The sequence below is a fragment of the Streptomyces sp. B93 genome, from assembly GCF_018070565.1.
In the GTDB taxonomy this organism is placed as follows: Bacteria; Actinomycetota; Actinomycetes; order Streptomycetales; family Streptomycetaceae; genus Streptomyces.
The window spans coordinates 37638-53536 of the sequence record NZ_JAGPXL010000012.1; the positions used below are offsets into that span (position 1 = coordinate 37638).

At 70.3% G+C, this 15899-nt stretch carries 13 protein-coding genes and 3 pseudogenes; 7 read left to right on the plus strand and 9 right to left on the minus strand.

The genetic code is table 11. From position 1 onward, the window contains the following. Positions 1 to 353 precede the first annotated feature (353 nt). The 3 genes from KBY47_RS14335 to KBY47_RS14345 all read left to right on the plus strand — a co-directional run bounded on the left by KBY47_RS14335 (position 354) and on the right by KBY47_RS14345 (position 3484). A complete protein-coding gene (locus tag KBY47_RS14335; protein WP_210921473.1) occupies positions 354 to 1826 on the plus strand; it encodes an asparagine synthase-related protein in 1473 nt (490 codons plus the stop codon). Next, positions 1823 to 2569, plus strand: a complete 747-nt coding sequence (locus tag KBY47_RS14340; RefSeq protein WP_308405155.1) for a class I SAM-dependent methyltransferase — start codon at positions 1823 to 1825, stop codon at positions 2567 to 2569. The genes KBY47_RS14335 and KBY47_RS14340 overlap by 4 nt, the downstream gene beginning before the upstream one ends. Before the next feature lie 543 nt (positions 2570 to 3112). Then, positions 3113 to 3484: a hypothetical protein gene (locus KBY47_RS14345; protein WP_210921474.1), complete on the plus strand. Its 372-nt coding sequence runs from the start codon at positions 3113 to 3115 to the stop codon at positions 3482 to 3484. A gap of 141 nt (positions 3485 to 3625) precedes the next feature. Here KBY47_RS14345 and KBY47_RS14350 read toward each other — a convergent pair. After that, positions 3626 to 4165 (minus strand): annotated as a pseudogene (locus KBY47_RS14350) (tyrosine-type recombinase/integrase); the annotation flags it as partial. Here KBY47_RS14350 and KBY47_RS14355 point away from each other — a divergent pair. Then, positions 4166 to 4321: pseudogene (locus KBY47_RS14355) on the plus strand (XRE family transcriptional regulator); the annotation flags it as partial. Then, entirely contained in the window at positions 4309 to 4533 is a 225-nt protein-coding gene (locus KBY47_RS14360; protein WP_210921475.1) for a DUF397 domain-containing protein, read from the plus strand. The pseudogene KBY47_RS14355 and the gene KBY47_RS14360, both read left to right, overlap by 13 nt. Here KBY47_RS14360 and KBY47_RS14365 read toward each other — a convergent pair. The 8 genes and pseudogenes from KBY47_RS14365 to epsC all read right to left on the minus strand — a co-directional run bounded on the left by KBY47_RS14365 (position 4508) and on the right by epsC (position 13788). Next, positions 4508 to 4819 (minus strand): cupin domain-containing protein, encoded by a 312-nt coding sequence (locus KBY47_RS14365; RefSeq protein ID WP_210921476.1) that lies wholly within the window; start codon positions 4817 to 4819, stop codon positions 4508 to 4510. The genes KBY47_RS14360 and KBY47_RS14365 overlap by 26 nt on opposite strands. Before the next feature lie 43 nt (positions 4820 to 4862). Continuing rightward, on the minus strand, positions 4863 to 5474 hold the full coding sequence (locus tag KBY47_RS14370) for a vitamin K epoxide reductase family protein (RefSeq protein ID WP_247694696.1): 612 nt from the start codon (positions 5472 to 5474) through the stop codon (positions 4863 to 4865). Next, on the minus strand, positions 5471 to 6217 hold the full coding sequence (gene narI, locus KBY47_RS14375) for a respiratory nitrate reductase subunit gamma (RefSeq protein WP_210921477.1): 747 nt from the start codon (positions 6215 to 6217) through the stop codon (positions 5471 to 5473). Before narI ends, KBY47_RS14370 begins: the two co-directional genes overlap by 4 nt. Next, positions 6214 to 6987 carry a nitrate reductase molybdenum cofactor assembly chaperone gene (gene narJ / locus KBY47_RS14380; RefSeq protein WP_210921478.1) on the minus strand — a complete coding sequence of 258 codons (774 nt, stop codon included), beginning with the start codon at positions 6985 to 6987 and terminating at the stop codon, positions 6214 to 6216. Before narJ ends, narI begins: the two co-directional genes overlap by 4 nt. Next, complete coding sequence (narH, locus tag KBY47_RS14385; RefSeq protein WP_210921479.1) at positions 6984 to 8516, minus strand: nitrate reductase subunit beta; 1533 nt, start codon at positions 8514 to 8516, stop codon at positions 6984 to 6986. The genes narJ and narH overlap by 4 nt, the downstream gene beginning before the upstream one ends. Position 8517: 1 nt before the next feature. Continuing rightward, entirely contained in the window at positions 8518 to 12204 is a 3687-nt protein-coding gene (locus tag KBY47_RS14390; RefSeq protein WP_210921480.1) for a nitrate reductase subunit alpha, read from the minus strand. A gap of 125 nt (positions 12205 to 12329) precedes the next feature. Continuing rightward, positions 12330 to 13250: pseudogene (cysK, locus tag KBY47_RS14395) on the minus strand (cysteine synthase A). Next, on the minus strand, positions 13177 to 13788 hold the full coding sequence (gene epsC / locus KBY47_RS14400; RefSeq protein WP_210921481.1) for a serine O-acetyltransferase EpsC: 612 nt from the start codon (positions 13786 to 13788) through the stop codon (positions 13177 to 13179). Before epsC ends, cysK begins: the two are co-directional and overlap by 74 nt. Before the next feature lie 521 nt (positions 13789 to 14309). Here epsC and KBY47_RS14405 point away from each other — a divergent pair. Both KBY47_RS14405 and KBY47_RS14410 read left to right on the plus strand, forming a co-directional pair. After that, entirely contained in the window at positions 14310 to 15167 is an 858-nt protein-coding gene (locus KBY47_RS14405; protein WP_210921482.1) for a DUF2249 domain-containing protein, read from the plus strand. Beyond that, positions 15164 to 15655: a hypothetical protein gene (locus KBY47_RS14410; RefSeq protein WP_210921483.1), complete on the plus strand. Its 492-nt coding sequence runs from the start codon at positions 15164 to 15166 to the stop codon at positions 15653 to 15655. Before KBY47_RS14405 ends, KBY47_RS14410 begins: the two co-directional genes overlap by 4 nt. The last annotated feature ends 244 nt before the right edge of the window (positions 15656 to 15899 follow it).

Sequence of the window (15899 nt, forward strand, 5' to 3'; positions counted from 1 at the left end):
CACGCATCCAGGCTCCCCACCTGTGACGAGAGAGGGCCCGCCGCCGGAAGCGGTGGGCACCCCGTCCGGCTGCCTTCGTCGCAAGGGTCCGGCAGCCGGACGGGTCCAACTCCGCAGCATCCGCCGCGGAGTCCACTGAAAACCGTATAGGGAGAAAACGATGAACGTGGACGAGCTGTTCACCGGCGACCTGATCACCGGCGTCCCGGCCGTCGAAGCCGCGCTGCTCGACAAGATGCCGGGCGGCGGCGACAACAACGGCGACCACTGCAGCAAGTGATCCAGGGCTGACGCCAGGCGGGGCGGGGCCGTGCGCGGCCCCGCCCCGCCGCACGACATCGGAAGGGGACTACATGTTGTCGATGCGTCTGCGCCTGGCCGATCTCCAGGAGCCCAAGTGGAGATCACAGGGCGGCCGTTGGACCAACGGCGAGAGCTGGATCGAGCCCGCGAACGTGTCCACGTTGGTCATGGAGGTCAACGACGACCAAGCGCCGCGCGTACGGGTCCGCGTGAAGGAGTGCAAGCGGGACGAGGCCGACTTCGTCGAACTCACCATGGAGCCCGGACAAGCCCGCCTGGCGGCGGGCGTCTTCGGCACAGCCCCGCTCTATCTGACAGAGAAGGCCGAGGAACTGCACGCCTCTTGGGACCTGACACTACTGCGACCGTATATGCAGGCAGACCGCCTGGTGCCGCGCGTTGTCACCCGAACGCTGACGAGGCAGCACCGCTACACGTCCGAGACGCTCTTCCAAGGCGTTTACCGCCTCACCGAACGGGCAGCGGCCACGTTCACCCCTTCGGGACTCAGCATCCACTACCCCGACCCCGCCGAACACGTACTTGAGCCACGTACGCTGCGTGCCGGCGTTGACCCACTCGCCGCTCTGGACGAATTGCTGACCGACGTGATCCGCCAGGCACCGACGGCCATTGGATGTGTGGGTGTTGAGCTGTCGGGCGGCGCGGACTCCGGGAACGTCGCCCTGGCCGTGAAAGCAGCCCGCTTCCCCGAGGTGTACAGCTTCGGCCTGCTGGTGGGAGGAAGCACCGGCAGGCAACAGAGCGAGCGGCGTCGGGCCCTTGTGGAGCACTGCGGCTTCCGGGACACGGCCACGCCCGCCATGCAGCACCCACCCTTCTGCGCTGGAGGCGTGCGCGATCTGTGCAAGCCGCACGATCCGGCGGGAGCCTTCTATCAGGAGGCGTTCGATGTCGTGCGCGAGCAGGCAGCCGTACGGCGGTGCGAGGTGATGTTCACGGGCAGCGGCGGCGACGAGATCAACGCCCACCACTCCAGGACACAGGCCGAACTGCCGACACCCGAACCCGCACCGTGGCTCGGAGCCAAGGCAGCCCGAGCACTCGCCGAGGTGAACGAGCATCTGGCGCCCATCCCGGTACTGCCCGTACCGACCCTGATGGCGTTCGGGATGCACAACCCCGGATTCCTCCGGGCCGGGATCTGGCCGGTGAACCCGCTCGCGCACCCGCGGATCGTGCGGTTCATGGAGCAGCTACCGCACGAGTACAAGCGCGGCAAGGCGTTGTTCCGCGAGCGGATCCGGCGGGCCGGGCTGCCCGAGTGGGTGGCCGCGCCGGCCGAACCGGAGAACTTCCTGGCCGTCCTGGAGAAGGGTTTACGTTCCTACGGCTTGCCGGTCTTGGACGACATGCTGAAGGAGTCCATCCTGGTGGACCTCGGCTACGTTGACGGCAAGGCTCTCGCCCAGGCGCGGACGAACGCCGACTCCGCGCCGGTCATCCCCGATCTGCTGTGCGATGTGCTCGCCCTGGAGGTTGGACTGCGAAGCCTCATGTGACCAGCCCCGAGACGGAAGCCGAGCACGTGGAAGCCACCAACCTCCTGTACCGCGATCCGGCACTTTACGACATGGTCCAGTCCGACAGCACAAGCGCCGGAATGTGCCAGAGCCTGATCGAGTCGCACCGGCCGGACGCCCGGACCCTGGTCGACTTCGGATGCGGTACCGGCCGGGACCTGGAGATCCTGGCCAAGCGCTTCGAGTGCATCGGCGTGGACCTCCAGCCCGGCCTGGTCGACTACGCCCACCAGGCCCGTCCCGGGCTCGACATCCGCACTGGCGACATGCGCACCGTACGACTCGGCAGCCGCGTGGACGTGGTGACCTGCATGGGCAACAGCCTCGCCTACGTGCACGACAACAACGACATCGGTCAGGTCTTCGCCACTTTCGCGGCTCACGCCCGGCCGGGAGCGCTGCTCGTGCTGTGTTCTCCCGTCGCCCCGATCACCCGGACTGAGACAACCACCGCCACGGTCGACACCCCGACGGGATCCGCGACCGTCACCATCCGCCACACGTGGGACCTGCGGACCCAGATCAACACCATGCACCGGCACTGGATGCTTCCCTCAGGCGACGAGGCTCGAGACGAGATCCGCAGACGTGTCCTGTTCCCCCAGGAGCTCGAACGCTACGCGGAGGGCGCCGGCTTCGAGGTCCTGGACATGCTCGACGGCACAGGGACTGGGCTTACTGGCCCGACCGCGTACACGGTGGCCCGACAAACTCCACGGTGACCGGCGGGGCGAGAAATGGCACCAGCGCCAGCCGCCCGCTCCTGGCGGCAGTAGCGACGGCAACACCCACGGATTCCCCCGCACAACCACGGACGCCAGCGGAACGCAAAACCCACGCTGACCAGCGAAAAAGCAGGTAGAGGGGTACCGCGTAGCACACGTACTATGTGCTGGCGGGGGCCACGCCAGTACTCGTCCATAATTCTGGCGGTTGCCCGGAGATCGGGCCGGGGTGGTTCCCGTATGGAAGCGGAAAAATCCCCAGCGGCTGGTCGGGCCCCAACATGACCAAGAAGTTCAAGAAGAACGATAGTAAGCAAGGTTTTGTGTGGCGGGCTCCGAGGGGCCAGGACAGTGTTCGTATCGATAGGGGGGATCCCAATTCGCAGTGGGGGAGTCAGCAGGTTGATCACGTCATAATCAACTCGGGTGGCAGGATCGTCGGCAGAGGGGGCCAGTTGCTTCCAGCTGGAGCAAGAATTCAGGATTACCCCGTGGAAGCCCATGTTCCCCTTAGTGAGTGGCAGACATGGAGGAGCTGGAATGCCCCCTAAGACCGCTGAACTACAGACTCCTTGGATCCGCGCTCAGTTGATCGACTGGCTGGTCAGGCTGAGTGACAAGGGTTGGCAGGAGGAGAACTGGATGTCGAGGGATTCAGGCATTTCCGGTCTCGATGAGGCGCTAGATTTTTTCGATGATTCTGGCGTTCTCGCGGAACCGCGCGGGAGGCTGGGTTTCGTCCTCGTTGATGAAGAGGAAGTTGCAGCTATGCAGGCCCTGAATTCGGTGCTGGACCGCGCAATTTCTGTACCGTCATCATCTGATGCGGAAATCATCCAAACGCGGGTATGGGATGATGTCATTGACGCTGCCCGTGGGGCTCTCGTCGCAATGGGTGAGGAAACTCGCTAGCTGATGCAAGCGAAACCCCATTTCAGGTGTGAGTCATCTGCCTGATGGTGGGAGTTCTAATTCGCTAACAGGCGAATAAGAGTGGGCTCGGGTGTCACGGAAATTGTTTCTGTGACACCCGGGCCCACTCTGACGGCAACGTTAGCGGACGTCGGCTGCGGAGGGTGGGGCGTCAGGGCCGTCGTCGGTCGGGCTGAGGGCGGTGCCGAGGGCATCGATGGCCTGGCGCTGGAGGCGGAGTCGTACGTGGGCGTAGACGCCAGCGGTGACGCCGATGTGGGCGTGGCCGAGGAGTTCCTTGATTACGACGAGGTCGACGCCCTGCTCAAGGAGCAGAGTGGCGGTCGAGCGCCGGAGGTCGTGGAAACGGATGCGGCGAAGCCCTGCCCGACGGCGGAGTCGGCCGAAGCGCCGAGTCAGGTTGGTGGGGTCGAGGGGGCTGCCGATTGTGGTGGTGAAGACGAGTCCGTTGTCCGTCCAGCCCGTTTCTGCGGCCTGACGTTCTTCCTGCTGGTGTTCCCGGTGGCTCTTGAGCGAGTGAATGCACTTGGTGGGGAGGGCGATGCGGCGTTCGGAAGCGCGGGTCTTGGTGTCCAGGGTGGTCAGGCCGCTGGTGCGGGTGCGCTGGAGGGAGCGGTGGATGCTGGCCGTTCCGCCGTCGAGGTCGAGGTCTTCCCAGCGACCGAGAACGGCTACCGGGGCGAACTCATCGAAGAATCCACGCCCGTTGTGCGCCTCCAGAAGGCGTACGATTCTGTGCGCGACCTGGCCTTGTCCCGGGCCGAGTCACGGAATTACATCCTGCGCATGTTGGAGGAAGCGCCGTGCGAATCGTCGGCCTCAGGGAAACGTCGTGGCGCAAGAGTAGCCACAGCAACCAAGACGGCGGCGCCTGCCTCGAAGTCTCCGACGGGTTCGCCGCCGTCGTCCCCGTCCGTGACAGCAAGCGGCCCCACGGTCCCGTCATAGCCTTCGGGGCCGATGAGTGGCGGGTGTTCGTCGGTGCCCTCAAGGAGGGCGGCTTCACGGCAGCATCGTCAGCAGCATGATCGTGGGCTCGGTGGCGCGGACCGTGTGGGGGAGGCGGGCCGGGAGGTGGACCCAGGTGCCGGGGCCCGCCTCGGTCTTCTCCTCGCCGAGGACCAGGTCGAGGCGGCCCTTGACGACCTGGATGACGACGGGCAGGGCCGAGGTGTGCTCGGTCAGTTCCTGGCCGGTGGCGAAGGCGAAGCCGACCACGCGGAGGCGGTCGTCGCGGTAGAGGACGCGGCTGAGGGTGCCGTCCTCGGGGAGGGGGAGTTCGGCGGCGAGGTCGGTGATCACGGTGGCGGACATGGGGCTTGCTCCTTCGGGGGCAGGGACAGGGACAGGCACTCCGTCACAGCAGGCCGCTCCAGTACGTCCAGAAGCGGGTGGCGACGAGGATCAGGATCACGCCGTACCAGCCGGACAGGATCAGCCAGTGGTTCTCCCGTACGGCGAGGCCGACGCGGTGGCGGAAGGTGTGCAGGGTCAGGTACCAGAACAGGGCGATGGTGACGATCCACACCACCGCGCAGTACGGGCAGAGACGGTTGATCGAGTACAGCGACTGCCAGATCAGCCAGTGAACGAAGACGACCCCGGCGAGCGCTCCCGCGGTGAGCGTCAGCCATACGCCCCGGTGCAGGCGCGAGCCCGTCACCACCGCCACACCCAGCGCGGCGACCGCGGCGAACGCGGCGAGGCCGAGCAGCATGTTGGGGAAGCCGAGCAGGTTGCCCTGGGGGCTGGCCATCGCGCTGCCGCAGCCGATCACAGGGTTGATGTCGCAGGACGGCCGGTAGTGCGGGTCCTTCAGCACGTGCCAGTCGTCGACCGTGAGGCGGAAGGACGCCAGCCAGCCGACGAGGCCGGTCACCGTCATCAGCCAGCCGGTCCGCCGGTCCGCCGACGGGGCGGGTGCCGGTCCGGTGCGGGGCTGCGGGCCGGCGTCGCTGACCGGTCTCATGCCGCGCGGCGGTGCTGCCGCTGGCCGGCGGCGGTGGTGTCCTGCCGGGCCGGGGCGGCGGCCCGGCGGCGGTAGACCACGTACGGGCGGACCAGGTAGCCGACCGGCGCGCTCCACACGTGCACCAGGCGGGTGAACGGCCAGGCAGCGAAGAGCAGGCAGGCGGTCAGGGCGTGCAGCTGGAACAGCAGCGGGGCGCCCGCGATGGCCTCCGGCTCCGGCTGGAGGGTGAACAGGCCGCGGAACCAGACGGAGACGGTGGAGCGGTAGTCGTAGCCCGCGCCGAAGACGTTGTGCGCGGCGGTGGCGACGATGCCGAGCAGCACCGTGGCCGCGAGCAGCGGGAAGAGGAGCTTGTCGCTGCGGTCGGTGCCCAGGCGGATGCTGCGGGTCAGCAGGCGGCGCGCGCAGAGCATGCCGAGCCCCGCCACCATGGCGACCCCGGCGACCGAGCCCGCCCACACCGCGGTGGTGTGGTAGGCGTGCTCGGTGATGCCGACGGCCTCCGTCCAGGACGCGGGGACGGCGAGGCCCACCACGTGTCCGGCGATCACCATGAAGGCGCCGATGTGGAACAGCGGGCTGCCGAAGCGCAGCCAGCGGTGCTCCAGGAGCTGGCTGGTGCGGGAGGTCCAGCCGAACTGGTCCTGCCGGAACCGCCAGACGTGCCCCACGACGAACACGGCGAGGCAGATGTAGGGCAGGGCGAGCCAGAGCACAAGGTCGGTTCCGGAGACGTTCATCGGTGACCTTCCACGGTCGTCGGCGGGGCGGGGGCGGGTGGGACGAAGGTGCCGGGCGGGGCGAACAGCCCGTCCGCGCCGTACGGGTCCAGGCCGACGTCCTCGTTCGGCGGGCCCTGCGCGGCCAGTTCGGCGACCGCGTTCAGGTCGGCCTCCGTGGGCGGCGGCAGGAGTGTGACCAGCGCCGCCAGGACGTGCCGGTACGGGGAGTCCGCGTCCGTCAGCGCCCGGTGGATCAGTTCGATGCCGCGCCGGTGCTGACGCAGCGGCGCCTCCCCGGCGCGCGGCCCGGCGAGGGCGGCGTACTCCAGGACCACGGGCAGGTGGTCGGGCAGCTCACCGCCGTCGACGTCCCAGCCGGTGGCGCGGTAGCGCTGGGCCAGGGTGAGCAGGGCCATGCCGCGGCGGCGGGTGTCGCCGTGCAGGTAGTACGTCAGGTAGAGGCTGCTCTTGCGGCGCAGGTCGAACATCTCGACGTAGTGCCGCTCCAGTTCGTCCGTCTCCTGGTCCACGAAATAGCGGACGAACTCACCGAGTTCCGTCGCGGCCTCCGACGGCGGCAGTGCCTCGACGGTCGCCGTCAGCACCGGGCGGGCCGCGGCCAGTGAGTCGTCCGGGTACTGGAGCAGCAGCGACATCAGCCGCAGCAGCAGGGCGCGGGTCTCCTCCTGCTCGGGGGTGAGCGGGGCGGCGTCCCGGTGCGGGCGGCGCAGGGCCGCCTTCACCCGGGTGCGGACGATGCCGGGCACGGTGGTCGGCAGGGGGCTCACGGCTTTCCTCCGGTCGAGGCGCGGCGCAGGGTCGGGATGCCGAGCATCACGCGGCGGCCGTCGGTGGGCTGCGGGTCGCCGGACGTCTCCACCGGGCAGCGGTCCTCCATGGCGGTGAGCGCCGCCGCGTCCTCCTTGTGCGCGGCCGGGACGACGTACCGGTCCTCGTACTTGGCGACGGCGAGCAGCCGGTGCAGGTCCTCCGCCTCCCGGGCGGTCATCCCGACCGCCTTGACCACGGTCTCGTCGCCGGGCTCGCCGAGGGTCCGCTCCCGCATGAAGGAGCGCAGCGCGGTCAGCTTCATCAGCACACCGCCCACGACGTCGGTGTCCCCGGCGGTGAACAGCTCCGCCAGGTACTCCAGCGGGATGCGCAGCCGGGTGACGGCGGCGAAGACGTGGTCGGGGTCGTCCTGGTTGCCGCCCGCGCTGGTCACCGCGTCCAGGACGGGGGAGAGCGGCGGCACGTACCAGACCATCGGCAGGGTGCGGTACTCCGGGTGCAGCGGCAGGGCGACCTTGTACTTGGACACCAGCGCGTACACCGGGGAGCGGCGCGCCGCGTCCAGCCAGTCCTCCGGGATGCCGGACTCCCGGGCGGCGGCGATGACGGCGGGGTCGTGCGGGTCGAGGAAGACGTTCCGCTGGGCGTCCAGCAGGTCCTTCTCGTCCGGCGTCGCCGCCGCCTCGCCGACCCGGTCGGCGTCGTAGAGGAGCAGGCTCAGGTAGCGCAGCCGGCCCACACAGGTCTCCGAGCACACCGTCGGCTGTCCGGCCTCGATGCGCGGGAAACAGAACGTGCACTTCTCGGCCTTGCCGGTGGCGTGGTTGACGTACACCTTCTTGTACGGGCACGCCGTCACGCACATCCGCCAGCCGCGGCACTTGTCCTGGTCGACCAGGACGATGCCGTCCTCGACCCGCTTGTACATCGCGCCGGACGGGCACGCCGACACACAGGCCGGGTTGAGGCAGTGCTCGCACAGCCGGGGCAGGTGGAAGAGGAAGGTCTGCTCGAACTCGAACTTGACCTTCTCGGCCCACTCACCGCTCAGGTTGGGGTCGCCGCCCGCGTTCTCGGCCGCGCCGCCCAGGCCGTCCTCCCAGTTGGCGCCCCAGGTGATGGCGGTGGGCTTGCCGGTGAGGACCGAGCGCGGACGGGCGACGGGGACGTCGGTGCCCGCGGGGGCGTTGACGAGGTTGTCGTAGTCGTAGGTGACCGGCTCGTAGTAGTCCTCGATGGAGGGCAGGTCCGGGTTGGAGAACAGCGACAGCAGGCGCCGCACCCGGCCGCCGGAGCGCAGGACCAGACGGCCCTTCCTGTCCAGCGTCCAGCCGCCCTTCCACTGCTCCTGGTCCTCGTAGCGGCGCGGGTAGCCGACGCCGGGCTTGGTCTCGACGTTGTTGAACCAGGCGTACTCGACGCCGGTGCGGTTGGTCCACGTCTGCTTGCAGGTGACCGAGCAGGTGTGGCAGCCGATGCACTTGTCGAGGTTCATGACCATCGCGATTTGCGCCATCACGCGCATGTCAGTACTCCACGTCCTGCGAGCGGCGGCGGATGACCGTGACCTCGTCTCGCTGGTTTCCGGTCGGGCCGTAGTAGTTGAAGGCGTAGGTGAACTGGGCGTAGCCGCCGGCGAGGTGGGTGGGCTTGACCAGCAGCCGCGTCAGCGAGTTGTGGATGCCGCCGCGCTTGCCGCTGACCTCGGTCTTCGGCACGTTCACGTTGCGGTCCTGGGCGTGGTACATGTACACCGTGCCCTCCGGCATCCGGTGCGTGACCACGGCTCGGGCGGCGACGACGCCGTTGCGGTTGTACGCCTCGATCCACTCGTTGTCCCTGACGCCGATCTTCTCGGCGTCGGTGGTGGACATCCAGATCGTGGGGCCGCCCCGGGACAGGTCGAGCATGTACTTGTTGTCCTGGTAGTTCGAGTGGATGGACCACTTCGAGTGCGGGGTGAGGTAGCGGACGGTGACCTCCGCCCGGCCCCGGTCGCGGAGCTGCTCGTCGCCGTAGTGCCGGGGCGTGTTCAACGGCGGCCGGTAGACGGGCAGTTGCTCGCCCAGCTCGTTGATCCAGTCGTGCTGTACGTAGAAGTGCTGACGGCCGGTGAGCGTGTGCCAGGGCTTGAGGTGCTCGACGTTGATGACGAACGGGGAGTAGCGGCGGCCACCGGTCTCCGAGCCCGACCACTCGTACGACGTCATCACGGCGCGCGGCTGGGTGCGGGTGTCGGCGAAGGTGATCCGCTCGGCCTCCCGCTCGGAGGCGAGTTCCACCAGGCCCTCGCTGCCGGTCTGCCGCTCCAGCTCCCGGAAGCCCTCGGTGGCGAGGCGCCCGTTGGTGGTGCCGGAGAGGGCGAGGATCGCCTCGCACATGTGGGTGGCGGTCGCCAGCGACGGGCGTCCGGCGGCGATGCCGTCGCGGACCGTGCCGTTGCGGTGGCGCAGCTCCTCGATCTCCTTGTCGGGGTGGACGGTGACGCCCTTGGTGGTCGTGCCGAGCTTGTCGAGCAGCGGGCCGACCGCGCGGATCTTCTCCGCCACGGCGGTGTAGTCGCGCTCGATGACGACGAGCTTCGGCATGGTCCTGCCGGGGATCGGCTCGCACTCGCCGGTCTTCCAGTCCCGTACGACGCCGCCGGGCTGGGCGAGTTCGTCGGGGGTGTCGTGCAGCAGCGGTACGGCGAGGACATCGGTGCGGGTGCCCAGGTGCTCGCGGGCCAGCTCGCTGAACCGGTCGGCGATGGTGAGGAAGGTGTCGTAGTCGGTGCGGGCCTGCCAGGGCGGCGCGATCGCCGGGGTGAAGGCGTGCACGAAGGGGTGCATGTCCGTGGAGGACAGGTCGTCCTTCTCGTACCAGGTGGCCGCCGGGAGGACCACGTCGGACATCAGGCTGGTGGACGTCATCCGGAAGTCCATGGTGACCAGCAGGTCGAGCTTGCCCTCGGGCGCCTCGTCCCGCCACACCACGTCCTGCGGGCGCCTCTCGGGCGGGGTCTCGGCGGAGCGGACGGCGGCGTCGGTGCCGAGCAGGTGCCGCAGGAAGTACTCGTTGCCCTTGCCGGAGGAGCCCAGCAGGTTGGCCCGCCACACGGTCAGCACGCGCGGGAAGTTGGCGGGGTCGTCGGGGTCCTCGGCGGCGAACCTCAGGTTCCCCGACTTCAGCTCGTCCACGATGTGCTCGGGGACGCTCTTGCCCTGTTCGGCCGCCTCGTCGGTGAGGTCGAGCGGGTTGCGGTTGAAGCCCGGGTGCCCCGGCGTCCAGCCGAGCCGCACCGCCTGCGCCAGCACGTCGGCCGTCGACTTGCCCGCGAACCGGCCCTCACCCAGCGGCGATGCCAGCTCGTCCGGGCCGAACGCCTCGTACCGCCACTGGTCGGTGTTCAGGTACCAGTACGAGGTGCCCGCCATGTGCCGGGTCGGCCGCTGCCAGTCGAAGGCGAACGCCAGGTGCTGGAGGCCGGTGATCGGGCGGATCTTCTCCTGGCCGACGTAGTGCGCCCAGCCGCCGCCGTTGACGCCCTGGCAGCCGGTCATCGTCACCAGCGCGAGGAACGCCCGGTAGATGGTGTCGGAGTGGAACCAGTGGTTGGTGCCCGCGCCGAGCGCGATCATCGACCGCCCGTTGGTCCGCTCCGCGTTGCGCGCGAACTCCCGCCCGATCCGCGCCGCCTGCTCGGCGGGCACGGAGGTGATGGTCTCCTGCCACGCCGGGGTGTACGGCTGCGAGGCGTCGTCGTACGAGGTCGGCCACACACCGGGCAGCCCCGGCCGTACGACGCCGTACTGCGCCAGCATCAGATCGAAGACGGTGGTGACCAGCCGCCCGCCGACCCGGCGCACGGGCACTCCGCGCACCATCGTGGAACCGCCCTCGTCGAAGCGCGGCAAGGTGACCTCGACGGTCTCCTCGGCCCGCTCCAGCAGGCTCAGCTCGGGAACGGTGTCGCCGAGTTCAAGGTTCCAGCGGCCCTGACCGGTCTCTCCCCACCGGAAACCGAGGGAGCCGTTGGGTACCACGGGCTCACCCGTGGCCGCGTCCAGCAGGACGGTCTTGAACTCGGCGTGCTCGGTGTCACGGCCCAGGTCGGCCGCGGTCAGGAACCCGTCCGGGACGTGCCCGTCCCCGCGCTCCTTCAGGGCGACCAGGAACGGCGCGTCGGTGAACTTCCGCAGGTAGTCCCGGAAGTACGGCACCTCACGGTCGACCAGGAACTCCTTGAGGATCACATGGCCCATCGCCATCGCGAGCGCGCCGTCCGTCCCCGGGTGCGGGGACATCCACTCGTCGGCGTGCTTGACGTTGTCGGCGTAGTCCGGGCTGACGGCGACGATCTTCGTGCCGTTGTAGCGGGTCTCGGTGAGGAAGTGCGCGTCGGGCGTGCGGGTCACGGGGATGTTGGAGCCCCACATGATCAGGTACCCGGCGTTCCACCAGTCCGCGGCCTCCGGAACGTCCGTCTGGTCGCCGAAGACCTGCGGCGAGGCGATCGGCAGGTCCGCGTACCAGTCGTAGAACGACAGCAGCGTGCCGCCGATCAGCGACATGAACCGGGCGCCCGAGGCGAACGACGCCATCGACATCGCGGGGATCGGGGAGAACCCGGCGACCCGGTCGGGCCCGTACCGCTTCACCGTGTGCACATGGGCGGCGGCGACCAGCTCGGACACCTCGTCCCAGTCGGCGCGCACCAGGCCGCCCTTGCCGCGGGCCCGCTTGTACGCCCGCGCCTTCGCCGGGTCGCCGGTGATCTCCGCCCACGCCGCCACCGGGTCGCCCAGCCTGCGCCGGGCCTCCCGCCACAGCTTCAGCAGGGCGCCGCGTACATACGGGTAGCGGACCCGGCTGGGGGAGTAGGTGTACCAGGAGAACGACGCACCGCGCGGGCAGCCGCGCGGCTCGTACTCGGGACAGTCCGCGCCGATCGACGGGTAGTCGGTGGCCTGGTGCTCCCAGGTGATGATGCCGTCCTTGACGTACACCATCCACGAGCAGGAACCGGTGCAGTTCACACCGTGCGTGGAGCGCACCACCTTGTCGTGCGCCCAGCGGTCCCGGTAGAAGCCCTCCCACTTTCCGTCGTTCTCACCGAACACCGCGCGGCCGTCGGCCGACGTCTCGCGGCGGGTCAGCAGCCGCCGGGCCGCCAGCGGCCAGTCCTGGGCCGCGTGCGACTGCTTGGGCCGTGCGTTCTGGTCGTTCTCCATGAGGGAAGACGCTAGGTTCCGGCCGTGTTTCGCAACTGGGGCCGAAGGTCCCTGACCGGGCGACCTACCGGCCCGGTCCCGGGCCCCGGGGGAGGGCCCTCCGGACCCGGGACCGGCGCGCGGGTTCATGAGAACAGGTCCGTGCTGAGATACCGCTCACCCGTGTCCGGCAGCACCACCACGACCAGGTCCCCCTCGTGCCGGGGGTCCCGGGCGACGGCGGTGGCGGCGTGCAGGGCCGCCCCGCTGGAGACCCCGGCGAGGACGCCCTCGGTACGGGCGAGCCGACGGGCCGCGTCCTGGGCCTCGGCCAGACAGACGCGCCGTACCGCGTCGTATACATCGGTGTCCAGGACATCCGGGACGAATCCGGCGCCCAGTCCCTGGATGCGGTGCGGCCCCGGGTCGCCGCCGGACAGCACGGCCGACTCCGCCGGTTCCACGGCCACCACCGTGACCCCCGGCTTCTTCTCCTTCAGCACCTGCCCGACCCCGGTCACGGTGCCCCCGGTGCCGACCCCGGCCACCAGCACGTCCACCCCGCCCTCGGTGTCCTGCCAGATCTCCTGGGCCGTGGTCCGGCGGTGCACCTCGGGGTTGGCCGGGTTGCGGAACTACTGTGGCATGAACCAGCCGTGGGCGTCCGCCAGTTCGGCGGCCCGGGCGACGGCACCCCGCATGCCCTCGGCGGCCGGGGTCAGCACCAGTTCCGCCCCGTACGCCCGCAGCAGGGCGCGGCGCTCCACACTCATGCTCTCCGGCATGGTGAACGTCACCGGCTGCCCCTGGGCCGCCGCCACCATCGCCAGGCCGATGCCGGTGTTGCCGCTGGTCGGCTCGACGATCCGCTGACCGGGGCGGAGGGCGCCGGTCTCCCGGGCGTCCTCGATCATCGCCAGGGCGATGCGGTCCTTCACACTGCCGCCGGGGTTGGCGGACTCCAGCTTCGCGACCAGCCGGGCCGGGAGGTCCTCACCGAAGCGGCGCAGCTCCACCAGGGGGGTGCGGCCGATCAACGCGGTGACGGAGGGGTGGATCGCTGTCATGGGACGTCCTTCTGCGTAGGTGCTTGGGTTGGTGGGAGGTCATGGGGGAGCAGACCCGGGAGTGGGCCGGGACGTCCCGCAGGACGAGGGAGTGGGCGCCGACGAGCGTGTCGTGGCCGATGTGCACCGGCCCCAGGACCGTGGCGCCGACGCCGAGCACCACCCGGTCGCCGACGCTGGGGTGACGGCGCCCGTCGGACGTGTCCGTCCACCAGCCGGTGCCGCCCAGGGTGACCCGGTGGTACAGCATCACGTCGTCACCGAGGACGGCGGTCTCACCGATCACCACACCCATGCCGTGGTCGATGAAGCACCGGCGCCCGATGACCGCGCCCGGATGGATCTCTATCCCGGTCAGCGCGCGGGCCACCTGCGACAGCAAACGCGGCACGAACGGCACCCGGAGCCGGTGCAGTTGGTGCGCGACCCGGTGCGACCAGACGGCCCACAGCCCCGGATACAGCAACACCTCCACCCGCCGGGCACCACGCAACGCCGGGTCCTTGACACAGGCAGTCCGAAGATCTTCGAGGAACATGCACGTCCTTTGGGGTGCGGCGGCGGTACTCCGCCAGCGCCGGGCCGCGTGACCCACCCCCGGGCGGCCCGAGATCGCGGAGCCCTTGGGCCGCGACGCTAAGCACCCGCGCCCAGCCCCCGCCTGGGCCGACAAGCCCCCACCCTCCGGCCATTGGACCCTGTCCGCCCCAGGACACGGGGACCGGTGGGCACGCCCACAGGGACCGTCCGGCCCACGCCCCCACCACCCCCGTACGAGAGAAGCTGTTCTCGACCGACCGGAAGCCGACGCCACGACCGCCGCTCGGCCGCCGGGCCCCGTCTTCTCGTGCCTGGGGCCGCGGCCCGCGGGGCGCGCTTCCGGTCAGGTCACACCGTCCGGCACCCCGACTGATCACGCCGGACGACGGTCCGCCACGCCCCACCCGGGTGGCCCGACCCGCCCCGGCCGGTCCACCGGTTCCCTCAGGGGCGTGGCGGACAAAACCCATCGCACCGGCCGGTCCGACCCGGCCGTTGACCCACTGGAGACCAACCTCCATGAGCGCTCTGACCCTCGCGTCGGCCCCCGAGGACGCCACCGCCCTCGAAGCCGCCGAGGCACACCACGCGCGGATCGCCGGTGAACTGGCCGGACGTGTCTCGCTGCTGCTCACCGCCACGGGCCGGGACCCGGGCGCCGCCCGACGGCTGCACACCGGCCTGGTCGCCTTCTGCGACCGTGACCTCCTGCCGCACGCCGCGGCGAAGGAGACGGTGCTCTACCCGGTCGCCCGGCGGCTGCCCGACACCCGGCTGCTCATCGAGGGACTGGTCGGCGAGCACCGCTGTCTGGCCGCGCTCGTCGAGTCCCTGCGGCACGCCACCGACCCGGCCCTCGCCGCCGCCGAGGCCCGCGCCCTCCAGGTGCTGTTCGAGGAGCATCTCGCCAAGGAGAACGGCCTGGTCCTGCCGCTGCTCGCGGCGGCACCCCAAGTCCCCCTGCCCGCCCTGCTCGCGGACCTGCACGACCGTATCGACCACGAGACACCCGCTGACCCGGACCCCGGTACCGATCGCACGAAGGCCGAGAACATGACCGACGACCCGATGACCCAGGACGGCTGCGGCTGTGGCGGCTGCGGCTGCGGCGCCCAGGAGAGCGGCGAGCTGGAACTCGACGTACAGACCATCCCGCACGCCGTCCGGCACGCCACCGTCTTCCACACCCTGGACACCGTCCCCCCGGGCGACTCCATGGTGCTGGTCGCCTCCCACGACCCGCTGCCGCTGCTCGCGCAGCTGGAGGAGCGCCGCCCCGGCGTCTTCGCCACCGAGTACCTGGAGCGCGGCCCCGAGACCTGGCGGCTGCGGTTCAGCCACCGCGCCGCGCGCGGCGCCGAGGAAGTGACGTCATGAGCGGGTGCCGTAACCGGGCCGGTCTCCTCGCCACCACGGTCGGCGCGGGTCTGCTCGCGGCCGGGCCCGTGATGCTGTGGCGCGCCCGCGGCGGCCGTACCCAGATCCGCGGCGAACTGGCCGCCCAGAAGATCACGTTCCCCGAGGGCGGGCTGCCCGCCCACCTCGCCCGGTACGCGGGCACGACCGTGGAGACCGGCCCGCAGGCCCGCGCCTACGCCGAGCTGATCAAGGACCATGTCGCCAAGGCGACCGGGGGACGCGCCTACGCCGAGGTGACGGAGGAACTGCACGCCACCGGCGGCGACGACGAGAAGCTGACCGAGCTGCGGCAGACCGCCTTCATGGGCGAGTCCCTGCGCGCCTCCCTCCTCTCCGCCTACCAGGCCTGGGAGATCACCACCCTGGTCGCGGGTCTGGGGGCCGCGCTGACCGGCGTGGGCGCGGTGCTGGTGGCGGGCGCGGACGCCCTCGGGTCCCGCTCCTGACGGTTCGTCCGGCGACGAGGGACCTTCGGCCCACCGCCAAGGGCTCATCGGCCGCCGCGCCGCACCCCTCCGATGCCGGAGGCTGATCCACGACCGACCCGGAGGTTCTCCCGTGTACGACCGCAACCCGCGCCCGTGCGGCTGTCTCCCCCGTCACTCTCCGCGGCGGGCGCCGTACCGGCTCCGGGCCGGTCACCGTCCGGCCGCCCACCACGTCTGCCCTGACTCCCGGGCGGCCGGACCC